This window comes from Microbacterium sp. TPD7012, from assembly GCF_003075395.1.
GTDB lineage: Bacteria > Actinomycetota > Actinomycetes > Actinomycetales > Microbacteriaceae > Microbacterium.
Genome location: NZ_QDFV01000005.1, coordinates 219,128 through 234,329 on the forward strand (window position 1 = coordinate 219,128; position 15,202 = coordinate 234,329).

Below are 15,202 nucleotides of genomic sequence, written 5' to 3' on the forward strand. Positions count from 1 at the left end.
TCAAGGCATGAGGCGCTCCGTGGCCCCAGGGCCACGAACTGGTCGAGCGGCTGTACCGGCTGGTGGCCGCCACGTACGGTGAGCCGGAGTTGGTTCTCACCGGTGAAAGGAAACCGCATGAAGACTCGATTCCGTCGCACGCCGCTGGTCGCGGGAGCGGCATTATTCGCCCTGGTACTCTCTGGCACGACTCCCGCATTCGCTGCTTCCGATGCAGACCCGGATGCGGTTGCCGAGGCTGTGACAGCAGCGGCACCGACCGCCCTGGATGCGTTGGCTGTCGAGCAGGCTGGAGATCAGTTGCGAACCTCCTTCACTGAAGGCGGGCAGGCGGAATTCAACGTCGACCCCGTCGACGGGTTGTCGTTCACCACCGATACCGGCGAGGCTGGCGCGTCGTTGTCGTTGCCTGGCGCGGCAGACCTGGGCTCGGCGGTTGTGAGTGATGACGGTTCCGTGACTTACGCCGGCGATGCTCAGGTTCCGTCCGTGAACATTCTGGCCGCGGACGACGCCGTACGGGTCAGCACCGTTATCGCTGCCGCCACCCAGACCGAGTCTTTCGCCTACGACTTCGGCGCCGGCGCAACTGTGGAGATCCAGGAGGACGGCAGCGCACTCGTGCTGACCGACGGGGAATCGACGGGCGGTGAGGATGTCGAAGTGATCCTCGCTCGCGTGGATGTCCCCTGGGCCACGGACGCAGCGGGGAAGACCGTCGAGACGCACTATGTGGCCGACGGGAGTGTCCTGACGCAGGTCGTGAAGCACCAGTCCGAGGGAACCGCGTATCCCGTGGTGGCGGACCCGTCGTTTGATCAGCCGAACATCTTCCAGTACCGCGTTCGGTTCAACCGTGCCGAGACTGCGACGATCGCGCAGTACGGTCTCGCCTCGCTCGGTGGCGCAGTGTGCGGTCCGGTCATGGCCCTCGCCTGCATCTTGGCGGCGGGTGCCGTAGCGTGGAACGCAGGTGTTGCGCAGAACTCGAATCCCAAGCGTTGCGTGCAGATCACGGCCACGAACACGTACTCGGCCGCGAACATCATCTGGTGGGTCGACACGTACGCCGGCGGACCATGCAAGTGATGAGGAGAAGCGATCATGACCAACTCGGTTCACGCTAAGCAGTCTTGGTTCCAGACCATCACTCGACCGGCTTCACGGATGGTCTTCACGATTCTCGCGCTCGTCGCGTTCTTCGCCGGCGTAGCGCTTGGCGTGGCCTTTCCGGAGTATCAGCTGTGGTTCCAGGTACCGGCGGTGATAGTCCTGATGGCCTGGTTCGTCGTCATGACGCAGCGATATCGCCGCGCAAGGGCACCGCGCGCGTGATCATTCGGTGAAGAAGGTGGGTGCCGCGTATAGCGGCACTCCACCTTCTGGCTTTGGATCGGCCAGCCCCCTCAGATGCTGATGATTCCGAACTCCGTGGCCCGAAGCACGATCTGGAGCCGGTTCTCGACGCCCCAAGCATGGTTGATGCGGCGGATGTCCGCCTTCACGGTGCCCTCCGCGTAGTGCAGTTCCTGGGCGATCTCCGCGTTCGACAGGCCCTGGGCAATCAACTCGATCACCTGGTGTTCGCGATCACTCAGCACGGGCGCATGCGTCTTCCCGACATCTCCGGAATCGATCGCGGCACGAACGAATCTCGACTGGATCTCCGGTGAGACGACGCGGTCGCCGGCGTGAGCTGCGACGACAGCGGCGATGATCTCATCGGGAGTCGAGTTCTTCACGAGGTACCCGCACGCGCCGGCGCGAAGGACCTCGAGCGCGCGCCATTCGGTCGTGAAAGTGGTCAGAGCGACGACACGGCAGCGCGGGTTCCACTCAAGGACGCGCCGGGTTGCCTCGACCCCGCCGATGTCGCGCATCTTGATGTCCATCAGGATGACGTCGGGCGAAGACCTCTTGCACGCCTCGATCACCTCTGAACCGTCGGACGCCTCGCCGACGAGCGTGACCCGGTCATCGGAAGTGAGAAACGCACGAAGAGCATGACGCACCAGTGCTTCATCGTCGACGACGAGTACTCTCACGGCTTCTGTCACCTGTTCACGCTATCGCGCGCTGTGCTGGCGAGATCTAGCCCTGGGGCCACGCTTTCGAGTCCTGGGGTGAGAGCCGCCTAGGGTTGACGACAGAATCATGCCGTGTTCCACGACGAGTCGTGGCCCGAAGTTGAGGAGACCCACGTGGGACTGAACCTGTTTGGCATCGGCTTGCTGGCACGAGTCTTCGCCGGGAGCAACGCCGATCTCGGAAACTGGCTGTGCAAGACACTCGGCATCTGTGCGTGAATCACCCCTGAGCGGCGTTCGAGCGCTGCGCGCCGCAGAGGGTGCGCGGCTCTCGATGGGACGATTGATCCGTTCGCGCAGATTCTGGGAGCAGCGCTCACTCCATCCCGTGGCACGGCTCTTCTTGGTCGCAGTCGTGGGCGTGCTGGTGTGTATCGCGATCGGATTCATCGTCGCGCACGGAACGTTCAGCCGCTTCGACCTCCTCGCGATCGCCTTCTACGCCGCCCTTGCCACCTTCGCCTGGCACCCGACGATCGCAGCGCTCATGGTGATGTTCATCGGCAGCGTCGGGGTAGTGTTCACCGGCAGCGGCGGAGACCTCCTGGAACTCGCGATTGCCCTCAGCCTCGTCGCTGCAACCTGCGTCCCCTGGGTGATCATCGCTCACGGATTGCTCCTCGCTGCTCTCACGACATACATCGCCGTCAGCGGATCGACCCTGGCAACGGGGGGCGTCTTCGGCATCTTGGGCATCGCCATCATCGCCTTTCTGGCCGGACTCGCGTTCAGGCTGGTCGCGGCGCGCGAGGCGATCCTCGTCGCCGAACGCGCGCGCGTCGTCAAGGATCTCGAGGCGATCGCACGCGAAGAGCAGGAGCGGATCGCCGACGAACTTCACGATGGAATCGCTCACGACCTCACTCTCATCCTCTTCCACGCTCGCGCCCTGCCGAAGCAGACGGATGACACGGAGCGGGAAGTGTCACTCACCACGATCGAGGAGTCCGCAGAGCAGGCCCTCGACAGCATCCAATCGCTGCTCTCCCTGATGCGGGACACACAGACAGAGGCACCCGCAGCGCGGCCCAGCAGATACGACGGAGTCGCGCGGGAGGCGATCAGCTCGCTCGGCGGTCTGCTGAACGACGCAGGCATCCCCACCCGGGTATCAGCGCCGAACACGCAACTCGCAATCTCATCCGTATCCGAGCGTCTCCTCACTGAGATCGCGATCGAGGCGGTCACGAACATCATCAAGCATGCACCGAACTCGCCGACGGCGAGCCTCGACATCATCGACAAGGTCGACGGGGTGGAGCTTGTCGTGAAGAACACCGCCCCCTCCAACCTCGCGGCGAGACCGATCAGTTCGGGCGGACGGGGGCTGAGCCGTGCGCGGCAGCGCCTTGCTCGCGACAACGGCGAGCTGGAGTGGGGGCACACGGACGAAGGATGGGTTCTTCGAGCCATCGTCCCTGCCACGCCCGAACAGCGCAGCTGACTGCGCAGTCTGTAGGGGCACGAGAGGCTCCGGGTAAACTCACTCCCATGTCGAGTCCCGAGTCAGACAGGTCAGGGGCTGCCGGTCACACCGCCAGCCCCCGGATCCGCTGAACCCGACGCCCGCTGTCTGTGCGGGCGCCGATCCGTCGTCTCCGGGCGATGGCCGTGGTGACCAAGAAGCTCCCTTTCTTGATCTCTCACCTCGGAGTACTCGATGCCTTTCTCTCTCTATCTGCTTGCCTTGGCGGTCTTCGTCATGGGCACCTCGGAATTCATGCTCGCGGGGCTGCTTCCCGCCATCGCGAGCGACCTCGACGTCTCGGTCGGCACCGCCGGCCTGCTGACATCGGCCTTCGCTGTCGGCATGGTCGTCGGCGCACCCCTCATGGCCGCCTTCGCCCGCCGCTGGCCGCCACGCCTCACCCTGATCGCCTGCCTGCTCGTCTTCGCCGGATGCCACGTCGTCGGAGCCCTCACCCCGACGTTCGCGGTCCTGCTGATCACGCGCATCCTGAGCGCTCTGGCGAACGCGGGCTTCCTCGCCGTCGCGCTGACCACGGCGACCGCACTCGTCCCCGCCGACCGAAAGGGACGCGCCCTCGCGGTGCTGCTCTCGGGCACGACCATCGCCACCGTCGCCGGCGTTCCGGCGGGCGCCCTGTTCGGCACCGCACTCGGATGGCGGTCGACCTTCTGGGCCATCGCCATCCTCTGCCTTCCGGCCGTGCTCGGTGTGCTGCGCGGCATCCCGAAGACGGCAGGACACAGCGCCCCGTCGTCACTTCGACGTGAGCTGCGTGAGCTGACCTCACCGCGCCTCCTCATCGCGATGGCCCTGGGAGCCCTGGTCAACGGCGGCACGTTCGCGGCGTTCACCTTCCTGGCACCGGTCGTCACCGACATCGCCGGACTGGATGCCGGATGGGTCTCGGTCGCGCTGGTGCTGTTCGGCGTCGGATCTTTCCTCGGCGTCACGATCGCGGGACGGCTGTCGGACCGTCACCCCGGAATCGTGCTCGGCGTCGGCGGACCGCTGCTGCTCGCGGGCTGGATCGCGATGGCCCTGACCGCCGCGCATCCGGTGCTGCTGCTCGCGCTGGTGTTCCTGCAGGGGATGCTGTCGTTCGGCGTGGGCAGCACACTCATCGCGCGGGTGCTGTACGCGGCATCCGATGCTCCGACGATGGGCGGATCGTACGCGACAGCCGCGCTGAACGTCGGGGCGGCGGTCGGGCCTGTGCTCGGCGGAGTCGCGCTCATCGCGGGAGTGGTCGCGCCGATGTGGGTGGCCGCAGGGCTGACGGCGCTGGCACTCGTCGTCGCGGTGGTGTCGCGGCGGTCGATCGCACCTGCCTCCGCGGGCGCGGCGGGCTGACACCCCGGTGGAAACCCTGCGAGGATCGCACAGTGAGCGCGACCGTGACGATCCCCGCAGGGATCACCGTCATCGTCGACGACGGCAGCCGCCACGACCTCACCCCCGGGACCTATCCCGTCCACGCCACCACCGCGACCGGACAGCAGGTGCCCACCGGCGACCGCCCCCACTTCCTCGAGGTCGATCTGCCGACCGGCGGCACGACCGGCATCGGCATCATCCTCGTCCGCATCCCGGCATACGACGACGAGTTCCCCGTGCAGACCGCGGGCGGCACTGTGCGGTTCGCGATCAACGACCACCTGACCGCCAACTCAGGGGCGCACTGACGGCACGCGCCAAACCCTCACTTTCCGCCGCCTGTGGACGTACGACATGATCGTGTACCAGACGAGCATCGGCGCCAGCGTCACGACGATGATCGTCGGCTGCCAGTCAGGGCGAAAACCAGCGAGGGCCCAGCCCGCCGCGCCGATCGCGTTCACCGCGGTGGTCCCCACGAGGTGGCTCGTGGGACGCGTCAGAATACCGAACCAAGACACCTTCTCGGGAAATGACTCTTCGTACCTCGCCATCATGAGGAGGTGCCAGGTGACGACCCCGAGCACAGCGGGCCCGTTGAACCACCAGCGATGATCGGGCATCGATACGCCCGCGGTGATGAGCGCAGCGAAGCCGACCAGCACAGTGCAGGTCACCCATCGGGGAGCCCCGGGCTCGAAGATCGTCGCGAACCACGATCGCGGGTGTGAAGCATCAGGCATCGGCGCCTCCTTCATCTCAGGGCGCTTGTGTAACCCTTAGAGAAGTACACATATGAGGACGTTTGCAATATACGGCGTCGGAGCGGCGCAGACGTTTCGTCTCCTCGCTGCGCTCGTCGCTCAACGACCGGGCGGGTTGGCTCAACGACCGGGTCAGGCCGCGATCCCCCGCAGCAGCACGCTCACCGTCGCATCGACCCGCTCGTCTCCCAACGGCCGCCCGAGCAGCGCGGCGTAGCTCGCCATCGCGACGAACTGGTCCGCGATGGCGGCGGCATCGGCATCCGCCCGCACGTCGCCGGCCTCGACCGCCAGCTCGACCCGCGCCGACACCCACTCGCGGATCGGCGCCGCCAGCTTCTCGTTCAGCGCGAGCCCGAGCTCGGGATCGGATGCCGTGATCACGATCAGCGCCCGCGCGATCGCGACGCCGTCGGCATCCGCGAGGGCGGTGCTCATCGCCGAGAACCAGGCGCGCAGGTCGGCGGCGAGGTCCGCGGTGAACGGCACCGCGACGTCCGCCCCGGGCAGCCCGCCCTCGAGCAGCGCTTCGCCCAGGATCGCGGCCTTCGACGGCCACCACCGGTAGATGGTCTGCTTCGAGACGCCCGCGGCCTCCGCCAGTCCCTCGATCGTCACGGCCTCGTACGCGTGCCTCGTCAGCGCGGCGCGCATCGCGTCGAGCACCGACTGACGGGCTTTCTCACTGCGAGGACGAGGCACGTTCTCAGGGTACTCAGGCGTATGCTGATCTATAAATAGACGCTCCGTTGCGTAACTCGAACAAGGAGAACGAGCATGGCCCTCACCGCCCACTCCACCATCGGCGACTGGATGAACGACCCGACCGGCGGGCCGCTCATCCGCGCACTGTTCGAGAAGACGGGCGCCGACCCCTCTCTGCTGACCCCCGTGCTCGGACTCCCGCTGCAGCAGCTCGTCGCGATGAGCCAGGGCGCCATGCCCCAGTCGATCGTCGATGACCTCGTGCGCGCAGCCAACGGCGGCGAGATCCCCGCCGACGACGAGTCCGCGGGCTGGACCGAGAAGCCCACCTCCGGCCGCTTCGCCGGCAAGACCGTGATCGTGACCGGCGCGGCATCCGGAATCGGCAAGGCCACGGCCTCGCGCATCGCCCGCGAAGGCGGACGCGTGATCGCCAGCGACATCGCCGCGGAGAAGCTCGACGCGCTGAAGGCGGAGCTTCCGGATGCCGACATCGTCACGGTCCCCGGTGACCTCACGAAGCAGGACGCGATCGACGCCGTGCTCGCCGCCGCGGGCGACCGCATCGACGGCCTCGCGAACGTCGCCGGCATCAACGACGACTTCTCCCCCGCCGGTGAGACGACGGATGCCGTCTGGGACCGCGTCATCGCGATCAACCTCACCGCGCCGTTCAAGCTCATGCGTGCGGTGCTCCCGGTCATGGAGGCTGCGGGTCGCGGCGCGATCCTCAACGTCTCGAGCGAAGCGGGTCTGCGCGGAAACTCCTCGGGCAACGCGTACACCGCCAGCAAACACGGGATCATCGGCGTCACGAAGTCGGCGGCATTCATGTACGGGCCGAAGGGCATCCGCGTGAACTCGGTCGCCCCGGGTGGCGTGGCCACCGGCATCCCGATGCCCCCGAACATGTCGGAGTACGGCTCCGGCCGTCTGGGTCCGTTCCAGCAGGCGATCCCGACCGTCGCCACGGCCGAGCACCTCGCGGCATCGATCACGTTCCTGCTGTCGGATGACGCGGTCAACATCAACGGCGCGATCCTCGCCAGTGACGGGGGATGGTCAGTGCAGTAGGGGCTGACCTAGTCTGAACCGCATGGTTCGGATCTCCCACATTCTCGCCGCCGACGACGACGCTCTCACCGCGTTGAACCGGCTGCTGCCGCAGCTCTCATCGACCGCGAAGGTCTTAGAGATCGCCGATCTCCAAGAGATCGTCTCCGCAGACACGACACTGTTCCTGGCATATGTGGATGAGGTCGCGGTCGGCACCCTCTCGCTGATCTTCTACCGGACGCCGTCGGGTCTACGGTCGCGGATCGAAGACGTCGTCGTCGACCGATCTGCGCGCGGTCACGGCCTCGGGCGGGCGTTGACGCGCGCGGCAGTCGATGCTGCTCGCATGCGCGGAGCGCGCAGCATCGATCTCACCTCGCGTCCGTCGCGCGTGGCCGCGAATGAGCTCTACAAGTCGGAAGGCTTCCAGTTGCGGGAGTCGGCCTCGTACCGCCTTTCGCTATAGACCCCGCCGCGCAAGGGGCTGGCCGCCCTCGACAACCGCTTTCTACAATCGCCTCATGCTCGCCATCGTCTCGATCGTCATCCGTGTGAACGACCTGCCTTCTCAACTCGAGTTCTGGAAGGCCGCCCTCGACTACATCGAGCGCGATGCGCCCAGCGACGATTGGGCCGTGCTCAAGCCGCGCTATGCCGATGCTCCGTGCATCGCGCTCGACGCTCATCACTCCGAACGCGTGCTGCCTCCGCGCATCCACCTCGACATCTATGCCGAGGATCAGGCCGCTGAGGTCCGGCGACTCGTCGACCTCGGAGCGCGCGAGGTGCCGTGGGACGGACGACCCGACGACGCCGACTACATCATCCTGGAAGACCCCGAAGGCAACCGCTTCTGCATCGTCGACCGCCCGCACTGGCCGGGCTGGCAGCGGATCCCCGCGCGCTGAGGGTCACAGCGGCCCGAGCACCCTCCCCGGATCAGCATCCAGCTCCAGCGTCTCGAGCACCGTGAGCAGCTGCCGCTCCTCGAAACGGAAATGGCTCTCCATGATCGCCGCGATCCCTTCGAGGTGCCGCGACAGCTCGTCGGGTGGGGCCGCCGAATCCACCGCGGCCTGCAGCCCGCCGATCAGGTGCCCGATCATCGAGTGATCCTGCTCGAGCTTGCGCAGCGTGTCCCGCAGTTCCGGGTGCGCCGCGGCGATCGCCGGGAACAGCTCCCGATCCTCGCCCTCGTGATGCGCCGTCAACGCCATGCAGAAGCCATGGCAGAACAGCAGCAGATCGCGAGTCGCCGATCCACCCGGCGGTTCGCCGGAAGCAAGAGCCTCCTGCGTGATCGACAGTGCTTTGCGCAACCGCTCGTGGACGCTGCGCAGTTCCATGCTCCAGGCCACGAGCCTGGTCTTCTCGCCCTCAGTCACGTGAGGGCGAAGGGGTCGACGTGTTCATCGTCGTGCTCCTTCGGATCCCACGCCTCCATGTCTGACACAGCCTGCCACCGACACGCGACGCTTCCGACACGCTAACAGGCCGACATCCGTCGCGGCCACCGGGTCCACCGCACGGGGGATGCGCCCTACTTCACTGAGAAGGGCGTTCGACTCGCACAGAGCTAGGCTCGCTCGACTCGTCGTCCGCGTCCGCGTCCGCGTACGCACCCTCGTCCCGCCCGCGCGCTCCGACAGCACGGAAGTAGGCCTTCGACGAGGAGTGGAACATCAGGAGCACGGCGACGAGCGCCATCCCCGCTGCCAGGAACATGAGCGCGAAGAACCCCACCCCGCCCGACAACACGGCGAGGTAGCCCAGTGCGGCCGGGAGCAGGAGCATCCCGAACCGTGCCCACGACCGGCCGAGCATGACCAACACCGTCAGCACGGCGATCACGAGCCACACGGCGGTTCCGATCCACCCGACAGGCGACCCCCAGGCGATGGTGAACAGGGCGACCGGAGCGAACGCCACGGCCACCGCCAACAGGATGACGCTCACCACCGTGAGAGCCACGATGAGGATGGGTGGCATCGAGTTGCGGTTCTGCTCAGCGGTCGGCATCCGTCCAGTATCGCCTGCGCCCCTCGCCGATCCCGTGCACTCACGCGTGCCGGCGCTCGCTCGACGACCGGGGCCAACGTCAGGGGACCACGTCGCGGTCCACGAAGTCGACGATGGTGCGCGTGAACAGATCGGGGTCCTGGATGCTCCAGATATGACGCATCCCGGGCGCCACCCAGGTGCGCGTCTGCGGCATCGCCCTCGTCAGCGCCGTGAACGCCACCCGCACGTCCTTCGGCTCGCGCTCTCCCGCGATCGCGAGGAGGGGCCCGGCGTAGTCGAACCGGCCGGCGGGCATCGAGCCCGCGAAGATCTCGCCGTACATGCCGTGTGCCGTCTCCGCGCTCACCCCTCGCCCGGCGGCGATGAACTGCTCGCGAGCATCCGCGGGAATCCGGAACATCGCCGCCTGCATGCGCCAGAACCACCGTCGGTCCCACGCGCGCAGCTGCCACTCCGCCAGACGCCGCTGGGTACCTCGGATGCCGGTCATCATCGCCCCGGTCACCATGCACGAGCGGATGACGTCCGGATGCCGCGCCGCCAGGTGCACGGCGATCACACCGCCCATCGACAGCCCCACCACATGGGCCTTTCCGTCGACCGCCCGCTCCCGGATGATCGCGGCGACGTCATCCGCCGCCCCATCCAGCCCCGGCCAGCGCTCGGCGGCCCGCGTGTTGAAGCCGACTACGTCGGGCGTGATCAGGTGTCTTCCGGCGAGGCGCTCGACCTGCGGCTCCCACATCCAGTTGCCGACGTTGCCGCCGTGCAGCAGGATGATCGACTCGCCTGCCCGCTCACCATGCTCGATCGGATATTCCGCGTCCATCACGAGCCCTCCGCGGCGACGGCGCGCCTGGTCGACGCGAGCCATTGCAGCTCGGCCTCACCCTGCCGGATGCCCGCATCGAGAGTCGCCATCCGCAGCACGGCACCGAGGTCACCGGTCGCCGAGGGAAGAGCGCGCAGCTGTTCGAGCCCTTCGCGGATCGCCGCCTCGCGCTCGTCGAGCAGGGCGAGGATGCCGTCGACGCCGAGCGATGCGGCGAAGAACAGCCGTGCGAGGAAGGGCTCCTTCGGCTGCAGATCCTCGAGCGGCGAGCCGAGCCATGCCGCGAGCTCGTGCCGTCCGGCATCCGTCAGAGAATGCACACGACGGTCGGGCCTCCCCTGCTGCGGGATCGTCTCGGTCGCGATGGCCCCGTCGGTCTCGAGACGGTCGAGCGTGCGGTAGATCTGCGACTGATCGGCATGCCAGAAGTGGGCGACCGATCGCTCGAACGCGCGACCGAGGTCGTACCCACTCTGCGGGGCCACGTCGAGGAGGCCGAGGATCGCGTGTCGGAGCTGCATGACGATATAGGACCACACATATATAGGACTGCGCAAGTATGTTCATGCGCCGACGATTCAGTCTCGACGTCGGGCTTCACGCCGACGCCTCCTGCTCGACCAGCTCCGCGAGCGCGGCGGTGACAGAACCCCAACCGTCGAAGAAGCCCAGCTCCTCGTGGTGCGCACGCGCCGCGGGAGTGCCGTGCCGCACGATGACGCGGTAGTCCGTGCCGTCGGGGTGGTCATCGAGGATGATCTCCGCGGTCATGGCGACCGGCTCCGGGTCGGCGGGGCGCCACGCGCTCGTCACCGCATTGGTGAACACGAGCCGGCGTCCTTCCTCCACGACGAGGAAGATCGAGTCGACGTGCGGCACGAACTCATCCCCGTCCTCACTCATCCGCGTGACGAACCCGCCGCCCGGGGTGACGTCGAGTCGGTCGACCCGGCTGACCATGGGGGCCGGGATCCACCACTTCTCGAGCCGCGCAGGCTCTGTCCACGCTCGCCAGACGTCGGACGGCGATGCGCGGATCACACGCTGCAGGCTGAGATCGTGCTCGGGGTCGATGGTCACGTCGGTCATGATGTCTCCTGAGGATCGGTGAGGAAGTTCTCGAGGCGGTCGGTGCGCTCTTCCCAGAGGCTCCGCTGCTCGGCGAGCCAGTCGTCGACGACGGCCAGCCGCTCGCGGTTGAGCGTGCAGGTGCGCACCCTCCCCGACTTAGCCGTGCGGATGAGCCCGCTCGCCTCGAGCGCCCGCACGTGCTTCATGAACGACGGCAGGGTGATGGGGAACGGACGCGCCAGGTCTCCGACGCTCACCGGCCCGCGCCCGAGACGCCGAACGACCTCTCGTCGGGTCGGGTCCGCGAGGGCGAGGAACACCTCGTCCAGCGGCTGTGAATGGTTAGCCATGCGGAACAGTATTGCGGACACTATGCCTAAGGGCAAACTATTCTTTCGAACGCACCGGCATCCGCCCCACGGCGGCACGCACCATGGCGGCGTTGGTCGAGGCAGGCATCCCGTCGGGGAGCGTCAGCACGTCTTCGAGACCGATCCGCGTATCCAGACCCCGTTCGACGGCGAGGTCGAAGGCCGCCCACGCGGAATCCTCCTCGCCGTGCAGGAGGATCGGGATGCCCGGCTCCTCGGCGGTCACGTGTGCGATCAATCCCTCGGCGTGGCCGCGCACGACGTCGGCCGCCTCGTCGGGCAGCTCGATCAGCACCCGCAGGCAGTCGCCGCGCACGGGCGAGCGCCGCCACGCCGCAAGTCCCGACGAATCCCACACCCCCGCCTCGACGCCGACGCCGCGGCTGAGCAGCAGCGCGGCCACGTCGTCGGCGCCCGCCTCATGCCAGTTCACCGAGGCGAAGTCGGGGAGCTCAGTCCATCCGGCGATCGCCGCGAGCCGGAGCTCGACGTCGGGCTCGGCCCATGCGCCTGTCGTCACGCCCACGGGGACACCGGGGCACGCCGCCCGCACCGCGCGGAGCCACTGCGCGACATCGCCGGCCTCGAGGCTGTCGCGACCTCGTTCATCCTTCGGGTGCACGTGGATGGCACCGGCTCCCGCAGTCACCGCCTGCGCCGCGTCACCCGCCACGACGCTCGCGTCGGTGCTCAACCACGGATGCTGTGCCACATCTCGCGCGCCGTTGACGCATGCCTGCAGCAGCATCCGTCGACCGGGACGGTCATCGGCATCCGCCTCGGGCAGCACCCGTCAGCCGATCAGGTCGCGCGGGTGGACGGCATAGACGCCGCTGTCGGGAGAGGGGCCCTCTTCGGTGCGCACGGTGTGGGTGACCTGACGCGCGACGGCCGCACCCCGCCCGACCTTGATGGCCTCTGCCTCGGTCAGGAAGCTCGCACCCAAGGTGCGCGACTCCCCCTCGATGCGGTTGAACCAGATCCCGTCGCGCTGAAATGTCTCGATGTCGCCTGCGGCCATGCCGTATCCCTTCTCTCGCATTCCTTTCTACGATGCGGCGCCGACATGCGAGAGCCCCTTGACAGAGAAATCGGCCGCGTCAGAGTGCGCGAGTCTCCAGCGCTTCGCCCATGGCGGAGAACGCCTCGGCGAGGATCGGGCGGGGCGTCGCGAACACCACCCGCACGAAGCCTTCGTATCCGTGGCCGAGCAGACGGCCCTCGGTGAGCACGACCCCGGCCTGCTCGCGGAAGAACGCCGCGGGCGGGCCCTCGATGTCGAGCGCGCGCGTGTCGATCCAACCGATGTATGTCGCTTCGGGGATGCGATACGCGGCGCCGGGAAGGTGAGCCGCGACGAGGTCACCGAGAACGCGGCGTGATCCGTCGAGGTAGTCGACGACGTCCGTCAGCCAGCGGCGACCGTGTCGGTAGGCGGCCGTCGACGCGACGACGCCGAGGGTCGCCGCACCGTGCTGCACCGCGAACCCGAACTGCCGGTAGCGCTCCTGGTCGGCGTCGTTCGAGGTGATCAGCTGCGCGGTCTTGAGACCGGGGATGTTCCAGGCCTTCGAGGCGCTCGTGCCGGTCACCGTGTGCGCGGCGGTCGCCGCCGACACCGAGGCGTAGGGGACGAACGGGCTGCCGTCGTAGCGCAGCGGGGCGTGGATCTCGTCGGCGAACACACGGCCGCCGTGCCGCTCCACGATCTCGGCGATCGCCTCGAGCTCGGCCCGATCGGCGATCGTGCCGGTGGGGTTGTGCGGGTTGCACAGCACGAGCGTGCGGGCACCGGCGGCGAAGGCCTCGTCGATGCGCTGCAGGTCGTGCCGCCACCGTCCGTCGACCTCCACACCGGGAACCTCGATGACCGGATGCCCGATCGCCGGGAGATATGTCAGGAACGGCATGTAGGCCGGCGTCGGCACGATCACGGCCGATCCGGCGGGGGCGTACTCCTGCACCGCGACGCCGAGAACAGCCATCACGTCGGAGACCGGATGCACGCGCTCGGGGTCGACGGCCCAGTCGTACTCCTCGCGCATCCAGTCGGCCGTCGCCACTCCGAGGTCCGCGGCCAGCGGCGGCGACAGGTACCCCAGGTTCTCCTCGTCGATCGCCCGATGCATCGCCTCCGCGATCTCGGGAGCGACGCCGAAGTCCATCTCGGCCACCCACGCGCCGATCCGACCGGGATGAAGGCTCCACTTGCGACTGTGCGGCCGGTCGAGGTGCAGGCGCGTGCGCGCGTCGAACGGGTGCGACGGGAGGGGCGGACAGTCCTCGCTCATCTGCCCCAACATACGGACGATCCCGCCCCGACGCATGCCGCGTTTCCGTGCATGACGGCTCCGCGAGCCGACTCCGCGCCGCTCAACTGCCCTTGCCGGACTCCGCCCGGCGGCTGCCGGCTTCGAGCACGTCGCCGGCCGGGAGCTCCTGGTGCCCGCCGAACTGTAGTCGCATGGCCGACAGCACCTGGTTGGCGAAGCGGTCCTCGTCGCGCGACGCGAAGCGCTCGAAGAGGGATGCCGCGAGCACGGGGACCGGAACGCCCACGTCGACCGCTGCCTTGACCGTCCATCGCCCCTCTCCAGAATCCGACACGCGCCCAGCCAGGCCGTCGAGCGTCGGGTTCTGGTTCAGCGCCGCCGCCGTCAGGTCGAGCAGCCACGACGACACCACGGATCCGCGACGCCAGAGCTCGGAGACCTTCGCGGTGTCGATCGGGAACTGGTAGAACTCGGGCTCCTCGAGCGGGGCGATCTCGGCCGAATGCTGAGCCTCGCGAATGCCGGCATCCGCGTTCTCGAGCAGATTGAGCCCTTCGGCGAGCGCGGCCATGATCCCGTACTCGATGCCGTTGTGCACCATCTTCACGAAGTGCCCGGCCCCCGAGGGGCCGCAGTGCAGGAAGCCCTGCTCCTCCGGAGCGAACTCGCCGGTGCGGCCGGGCGTGCGCTCGATCTCACCCGGACCCGGCGCGATCGTGCGGAAGATCGGCTCGAGGCGCTGCACCGCGGCATCCGGCCCGCCGACCATCAGGCAGTAGCCGCGCTCCAGCCCGAAGACGCCGCCGCTGGTGCCGACGTCGATGTAGTCGATGCCGCTCTCGCGGAACGCGGCCGCGCGACGCACGTCGTCGCGGTAGTTCGAGTTGCCGCCGTCGATGAGGGCGTCGCCGGGTTCGAGCACCGCGGCCACCTCGTCGGCCACCTGACCGGTGAGCGAGGCGGGCACCATCATCCAGACGGCACGCGGCACCTGCAGCTTCGACACCAGGTCGGGGATGCTGTCGGCGCCGACGGCCCCCTCGGCGACCAGCGCCTGCACGGCATCCGCGTTCACGTCGTAGACGACGCAGTCGTGGCCTGCGCGCATCAGCCTGCGAACGATGTTCGCACCCATCCGTCCGAGTCCGATCATCGCCAGCTGCATGGGATTCCCCT

At 67.9% G+C, this 15,202-nt stretch carries 22 protein-coding genes; 9 read left to right on the forward strand and 13 right to left on the reverse strand.

Features of this window, described 5'->3' with window-relative positions:
• Window positions 1-117: 117 nt before the first annotated feature.
• Both DC434_RS15315 and DC434_RS15320 read left to right on the forward strand, forming a co-directional pair.
• The gene (locus DC434_RS15315) at window positions 118-1,089 is read left to right on the forward strand and encodes a hypothetical protein (RefSeq protein ID WP_116636173.1); all 972 of its coding nucleotides are present in this window, start codon (window positions 118-120) and stop codon (window positions 1,087-1,089) included.
• 15 nt (window positions 1,090-1,104) lie between these two features.
• Window positions 1,105-1,335 carry a hypothetical protein gene (locus DC434_RS15320; protein ID WP_116636174.1) on the forward strand — a complete coding sequence of 77 codons (231 nt, stop codon included), beginning with the start codon at window positions 1,105-1,107 and terminating at the stop codon, window positions 1,333-1,335.
• A 71-nt stretch (window positions 1,336-1,406) separates the two neighbouring features.
• On the opposite strand, the gene DC434_RS15325 is transcribed toward DC434_RS15320, so the two are convergent.
• Entirely contained in the window at window positions 1,407-2,057 is a 651-nt protein-coding gene (locus tag DC434_RS15325; protein WP_116636175.1) for a response regulator transcription factor, read from the reverse strand.
• Window positions 2,058-2,159: 102 nt separating this feature from the next.
• Between DC434_RS15325 and DC434_RS20175 the strand changes: the two genes are divergently transcribed.
• The 4 genes from DC434_RS20175 to DC434_RS15340 all read left to right on the forward strand — a co-directional run bounded on the left by DC434_RS20175 (window position 2,160) and on the right by DC434_RS15340 (window position 5,240).
• Window positions 2,160-2,306, forward strand: a complete 147-nt coding sequence (locus tag DC434_RS20175) for a hypothetical protein (protein WP_165808093.1) — start codon at window positions 2,160-2,162, stop codon at window positions 2,304-2,306.
• Window positions 2,307-2,415: 109 nt separating this feature from the next.
• On the forward strand, window positions 2,416-3,531 hold the full coding sequence (locus DC434_RS15330; RefSeq protein WP_243408958.1) for a histidine kinase: 1,116 nt from the start codon (window positions 2,416-2,418) through the stop codon (window positions 3,529-3,531).
• A gap of 216 nt (window positions 3,532-3,747) precedes the next feature.
• Window positions 3,748-4,908 carry a Cmx/CmrA family chloramphenicol efflux MFS transporter gene (locus DC434_RS15335; protein ID WP_116636177.1) on the forward strand — a complete coding sequence of 387 codons (1,161 nt, stop codon included), beginning with the start codon at window positions 3,748-3,750 and terminating at the stop codon, window positions 4,906-4,908.
• Window positions 4,909-4,940: 32 nt separating this feature from the next.
• A complete protein-coding gene (locus tag DC434_RS15340) occupies window positions 4,941-5,240 on the forward strand; it encodes a hypothetical protein (RefSeq protein WP_116636178.1) in 300 nt (99 codons plus the stop codon).
• On the opposite strand, the gene DC434_RS15345 is transcribed toward DC434_RS15340, so the two are convergent.
• Both DC434_RS15345 and DC434_RS15350 read right to left on the reverse strand, forming a co-directional pair.
• The gene (locus tag DC434_RS15345; RefSeq protein WP_116636179.1) at window positions 5,226-5,675 is read right to left on the reverse strand and encodes a hypothetical protein; all 450 of its coding nucleotides are present in this window, start codon (window positions 5,673-5,675) and stop codon (window positions 5,226-5,228) included. The two genes, DC434_RS15340 and DC434_RS15345, sit on opposite strands and share 15 nt — an antisense overlap.
• Before the next feature lie 153 nt (window positions 5,676-5,828).
• Window positions 5,829-6,398, reverse strand: a complete 570-nt coding sequence (locus tag DC434_RS15350) for a TetR/AcrR family transcriptional regulator (RefSeq protein ID WP_243408959.1) — start codon at window positions 6,396-6,398, stop codon at window positions 5,829-5,831.
• Between the two features lie 75 nt (window positions 6,399-6,473).
• Here DC434_RS15350 and DC434_RS15355 point away from each other — a divergent pair, with 75 nt between their 5' ends.
• From DC434_RS15355 to DC434_RS15365, 3 genes are read left to right on the forward strand one after another with little or no spacing between them, the layout of a single operon-like run.
• Window positions 6,474-7,475, forward strand: coding sequence for an SDR family NAD(P)-dependent oxidoreductase (locus DC434_RS15355; RefSeq protein ID WP_116636180.1), 1,002 nt, complete (start codon window positions 6,474-6,476; stop codon window positions 7,473-7,475).
• A gap of 22 nt (window positions 7,476-7,497) precedes the next feature.
• On the forward strand, window positions 7,498-7,923 hold the full coding sequence (locus DC434_RS15360) for a GNAT family N-acetyltransferase (protein WP_116636181.1): 426 nt from the start codon (window positions 7,498-7,500) through the stop codon (window positions 7,921-7,923).
• Between the two features lie 55 nt (window positions 7,924-7,978).
• A complete protein-coding gene (locus tag DC434_RS15365) occupies window positions 7,979-8,365 on the forward strand; it encodes a VOC family protein (RefSeq protein WP_116636182.1) in 387 nt (128 codons plus the stop codon).
• Window positions 8,366-8,368: 3 nt separating this feature from the next.
• On the opposite strand, the gene DC434_RS15370 is transcribed toward DC434_RS15365, so the two are convergent.
• From DC434_RS15370 to gnd, 10 genes are all read right to left on the reverse strand, one after another.
• Window positions 8,369-8,803, reverse strand: coding sequence for a hemerythrin domain-containing protein (locus DC434_RS15370; protein WP_207769981.1), 435 nt, complete (start codon window positions 8,801-8,803; stop codon window positions 8,369-8,371).
• A 199-nt stretch (window positions 8,804-9,002) separates the two neighbouring features.
• Window positions 9,003-9,476 (reverse strand): hypothetical protein, encoded by a 474-nt coding sequence (locus DC434_RS15375; protein WP_116636184.1) that lies wholly within the window; start codon window positions 9,474-9,476, stop codon window positions 9,003-9,005.
• A gap of 79 nt (window positions 9,477-9,555) precedes the next feature.
• Window positions 9,556-10,353, reverse strand: coding sequence for an alpha/beta hydrolase (locus tag DC434_RS15380; protein WP_243408960.1), 798 nt, complete (start codon window positions 10,351-10,353; stop codon window positions 9,556-9,558).
• Window positions 10,308-10,832, reverse strand: a complete 525-nt coding sequence (locus DC434_RS15385; RefSeq protein WP_116636296.1) for a PadR family transcriptional regulator — start codon at window positions 10,830-10,832, stop codon at window positions 10,308-10,310. Before DC434_RS15385 ends, DC434_RS15380 begins: the two co-directional genes overlap by 46 nt.
• A gap of 76 nt (window positions 10,833-10,908) precedes the next feature.
• Window positions 10,909-11,400, reverse strand: coding sequence for an SRPBCC domain-containing protein (locus tag DC434_RS15390; RefSeq protein WP_116636185.1), 492 nt, complete (start codon window positions 11,398-11,400; stop codon window positions 10,909-10,911).
• On the reverse strand, window positions 11,397-11,732 hold the full coding sequence (locus DC434_RS15395) for a metalloregulator ArsR/SmtB family transcription factor (protein ID WP_116636186.1): 336 nt from the start codon (window positions 11,730-11,732) through the stop codon (window positions 11,397-11,399). The genes DC434_RS15390 and DC434_RS15395 overlap by 4 nt, the downstream gene beginning before the upstream one ends.
• A gap of 37 nt (window positions 11,733-11,769) precedes the next feature.
• Window positions 11,770-12,501 carry a 3-keto-5-aminohexanoate cleavage protein gene (locus DC434_RS15400; protein WP_116636297.1) on the reverse strand — a complete coding sequence of 244 codons (732 nt, stop codon included), beginning with the start codon at window positions 12,499-12,501 and terminating at the stop codon, window positions 11,770-11,772.
• 45 nt (window positions 12,502-12,546) lie between these two features.
• Window positions 12,547-12,774, reverse strand: a complete 228-nt coding sequence (locus tag DC434_RS15405; RefSeq protein ID WP_116636187.1) for a DUF2188 domain-containing protein — start codon at window positions 12,772-12,774, stop codon at window positions 12,547-12,549.
• 79 nt (window positions 12,775-12,853) lie between these two features.
• On the reverse strand, window positions 12,854-14,044 hold the full coding sequence (locus DC434_RS15410; protein ID WP_116636188.1) for an aminotransferase class I/II-fold pyridoxal phosphate-dependent enzyme: 1,191 nt from the start codon (window positions 14,042-14,044) through the stop codon (window positions 12,854-12,856).
• Window positions 14,045-14,126: 82 nt separating this feature from the next.
• Window positions 14,127-15,191 (reverse strand): phosphogluconate dehydrogenase (NAD(+)-dependent, decarboxylating), encoded by a 1,065-nt coding sequence (gene gnd, locus DC434_RS15415; protein ID WP_116636189.1) that lies wholly within the window; start codon window positions 15,189-15,191, stop codon window positions 14,127-14,129.
• Window positions 15,192-15,202 lie beyond the last annotated feature (11 nt).

What these genes read in the sequence shown, in the direction of transcription:
- DC434_RS15360 (WP_116636181.1), top strand. Translation starts at nt 7,498, where the DNA reads ATGGTTCGGATCTCCCACATTCTCGCCGCCGACGACGACGCTCTCACC.
- DC434_RS15375 (WP_116636184.1), bottom strand. Translation starts at nt 9,476, where the DNA reads ATGCCGACCGCTGAGCAGAACCGCAACTCGATGCCACCCATCCTCATC.
- DC434_RS15335 (WP_116636177.1), top strand. Translation starts at nt 3,748, where the DNA reads ATGCCTTTCTCTCTCTATCTGCTTGCCTTGGCGGTCTTCGTCATGGGC.
- DC434_RS15370 (WP_207769981.1), bottom strand. Translation starts at nt 8,803, where the DNA reads ATGGAACTGCGCAGCGTCCACGAGCGGTTGCGCAAAGCACTGTCGATC.
- DC434_RS15410 (WP_116636188.1), bottom strand. Translation starts at nt 14,044, where the DNA reads ATGAGCGAGGACTGTCCGCCCCTCCCGTCGCACCCGTTCGACGCGCGC.
- DC434_RS15395 (WP_116636186.1), bottom strand. Translation starts at nt 11,732, where the DNA reads ATGGCTAACCATTCACAGCCGCTGGACGAGGTGTTCCTCGCCCTCGCG.
- DC434_RS15320 (WP_116636174.1), top strand. Translation starts at nt 1,105, where the DNA reads ATGACCAACTCGGTTCACGCTAAGCAGTCTTGGTTCCAGACCATCACT.
- gnd (WP_116636189.1), bottom strand. Translation starts at nt 15,191, where the DNA reads ATGCAGCTGGCGATGATCGGACTCGGACGGATGGGTGCGAACATCGTT.
- DC434_RS15365 (WP_116636182.1), top strand. Translation starts at nt 7,979, where the DNA reads ATGCTCGCCATCGTCTCGATCGTCATCCGTGTGAACGACCTGCCTTCT.
- DC434_RS15385 (WP_116636296.1), bottom strand. Translation starts at nt 10,832, where the DNA reads ATGCAGCTCCGACACGCGATCCTCGGCCTCCTCGACGTGGCCCCGCAG.
- DC434_RS15380 (WP_243408960.1), bottom strand. Translation starts at nt 10,353, where the DNA reads ATGGCTCGCGTCGACCAGGCGCGCCGTCGCCGCGGAGGGCTCGTGATG.
- DC434_RS15400 (WP_116636297.1), bottom strand. Translation starts at nt 12,501, where the DNA reads ATGCTGCTGCAGGCATGCGTCAACGGCGCGCGAGATGTGGCACAGCAT.
- DC434_RS15355 (WP_116636180.1), top strand. Translation starts at nt 6,474, where the DNA reads ATGGCCCTCACCGCCCACTCCACCATCGGCGACTGGATGAACGACCCG.
- DC434_RS15345 (WP_116636179.1), bottom strand. Translation starts at nt 5,675, where the DNA reads ATGCCTGATGCTTCACACCCGCGATCGTGGTTCGCGACGATCTTCGAG.
- DC434_RS15315 (WP_116636173.1), top strand. Translation starts at nt 118, where the DNA reads ATGAAGACTCGATTCCGTCGCACGCCGCTGGTCGCGGGAGCGGCATTA.
- DC434_RS15390 (WP_116636185.1), bottom strand. Translation starts at nt 11,400, where the DNA reads ATGACCGACGTGACCATCGACCCCGAGCACGATCTCAGCCTGCAGCGT.
- DC434_RS15405 (WP_116636187.1), bottom strand. Translation starts at nt 12,774, where the DNA reads ATGGCCGCAGGCGACATCGAGACATTTCAGCGCGACGGGATCTGGTTC.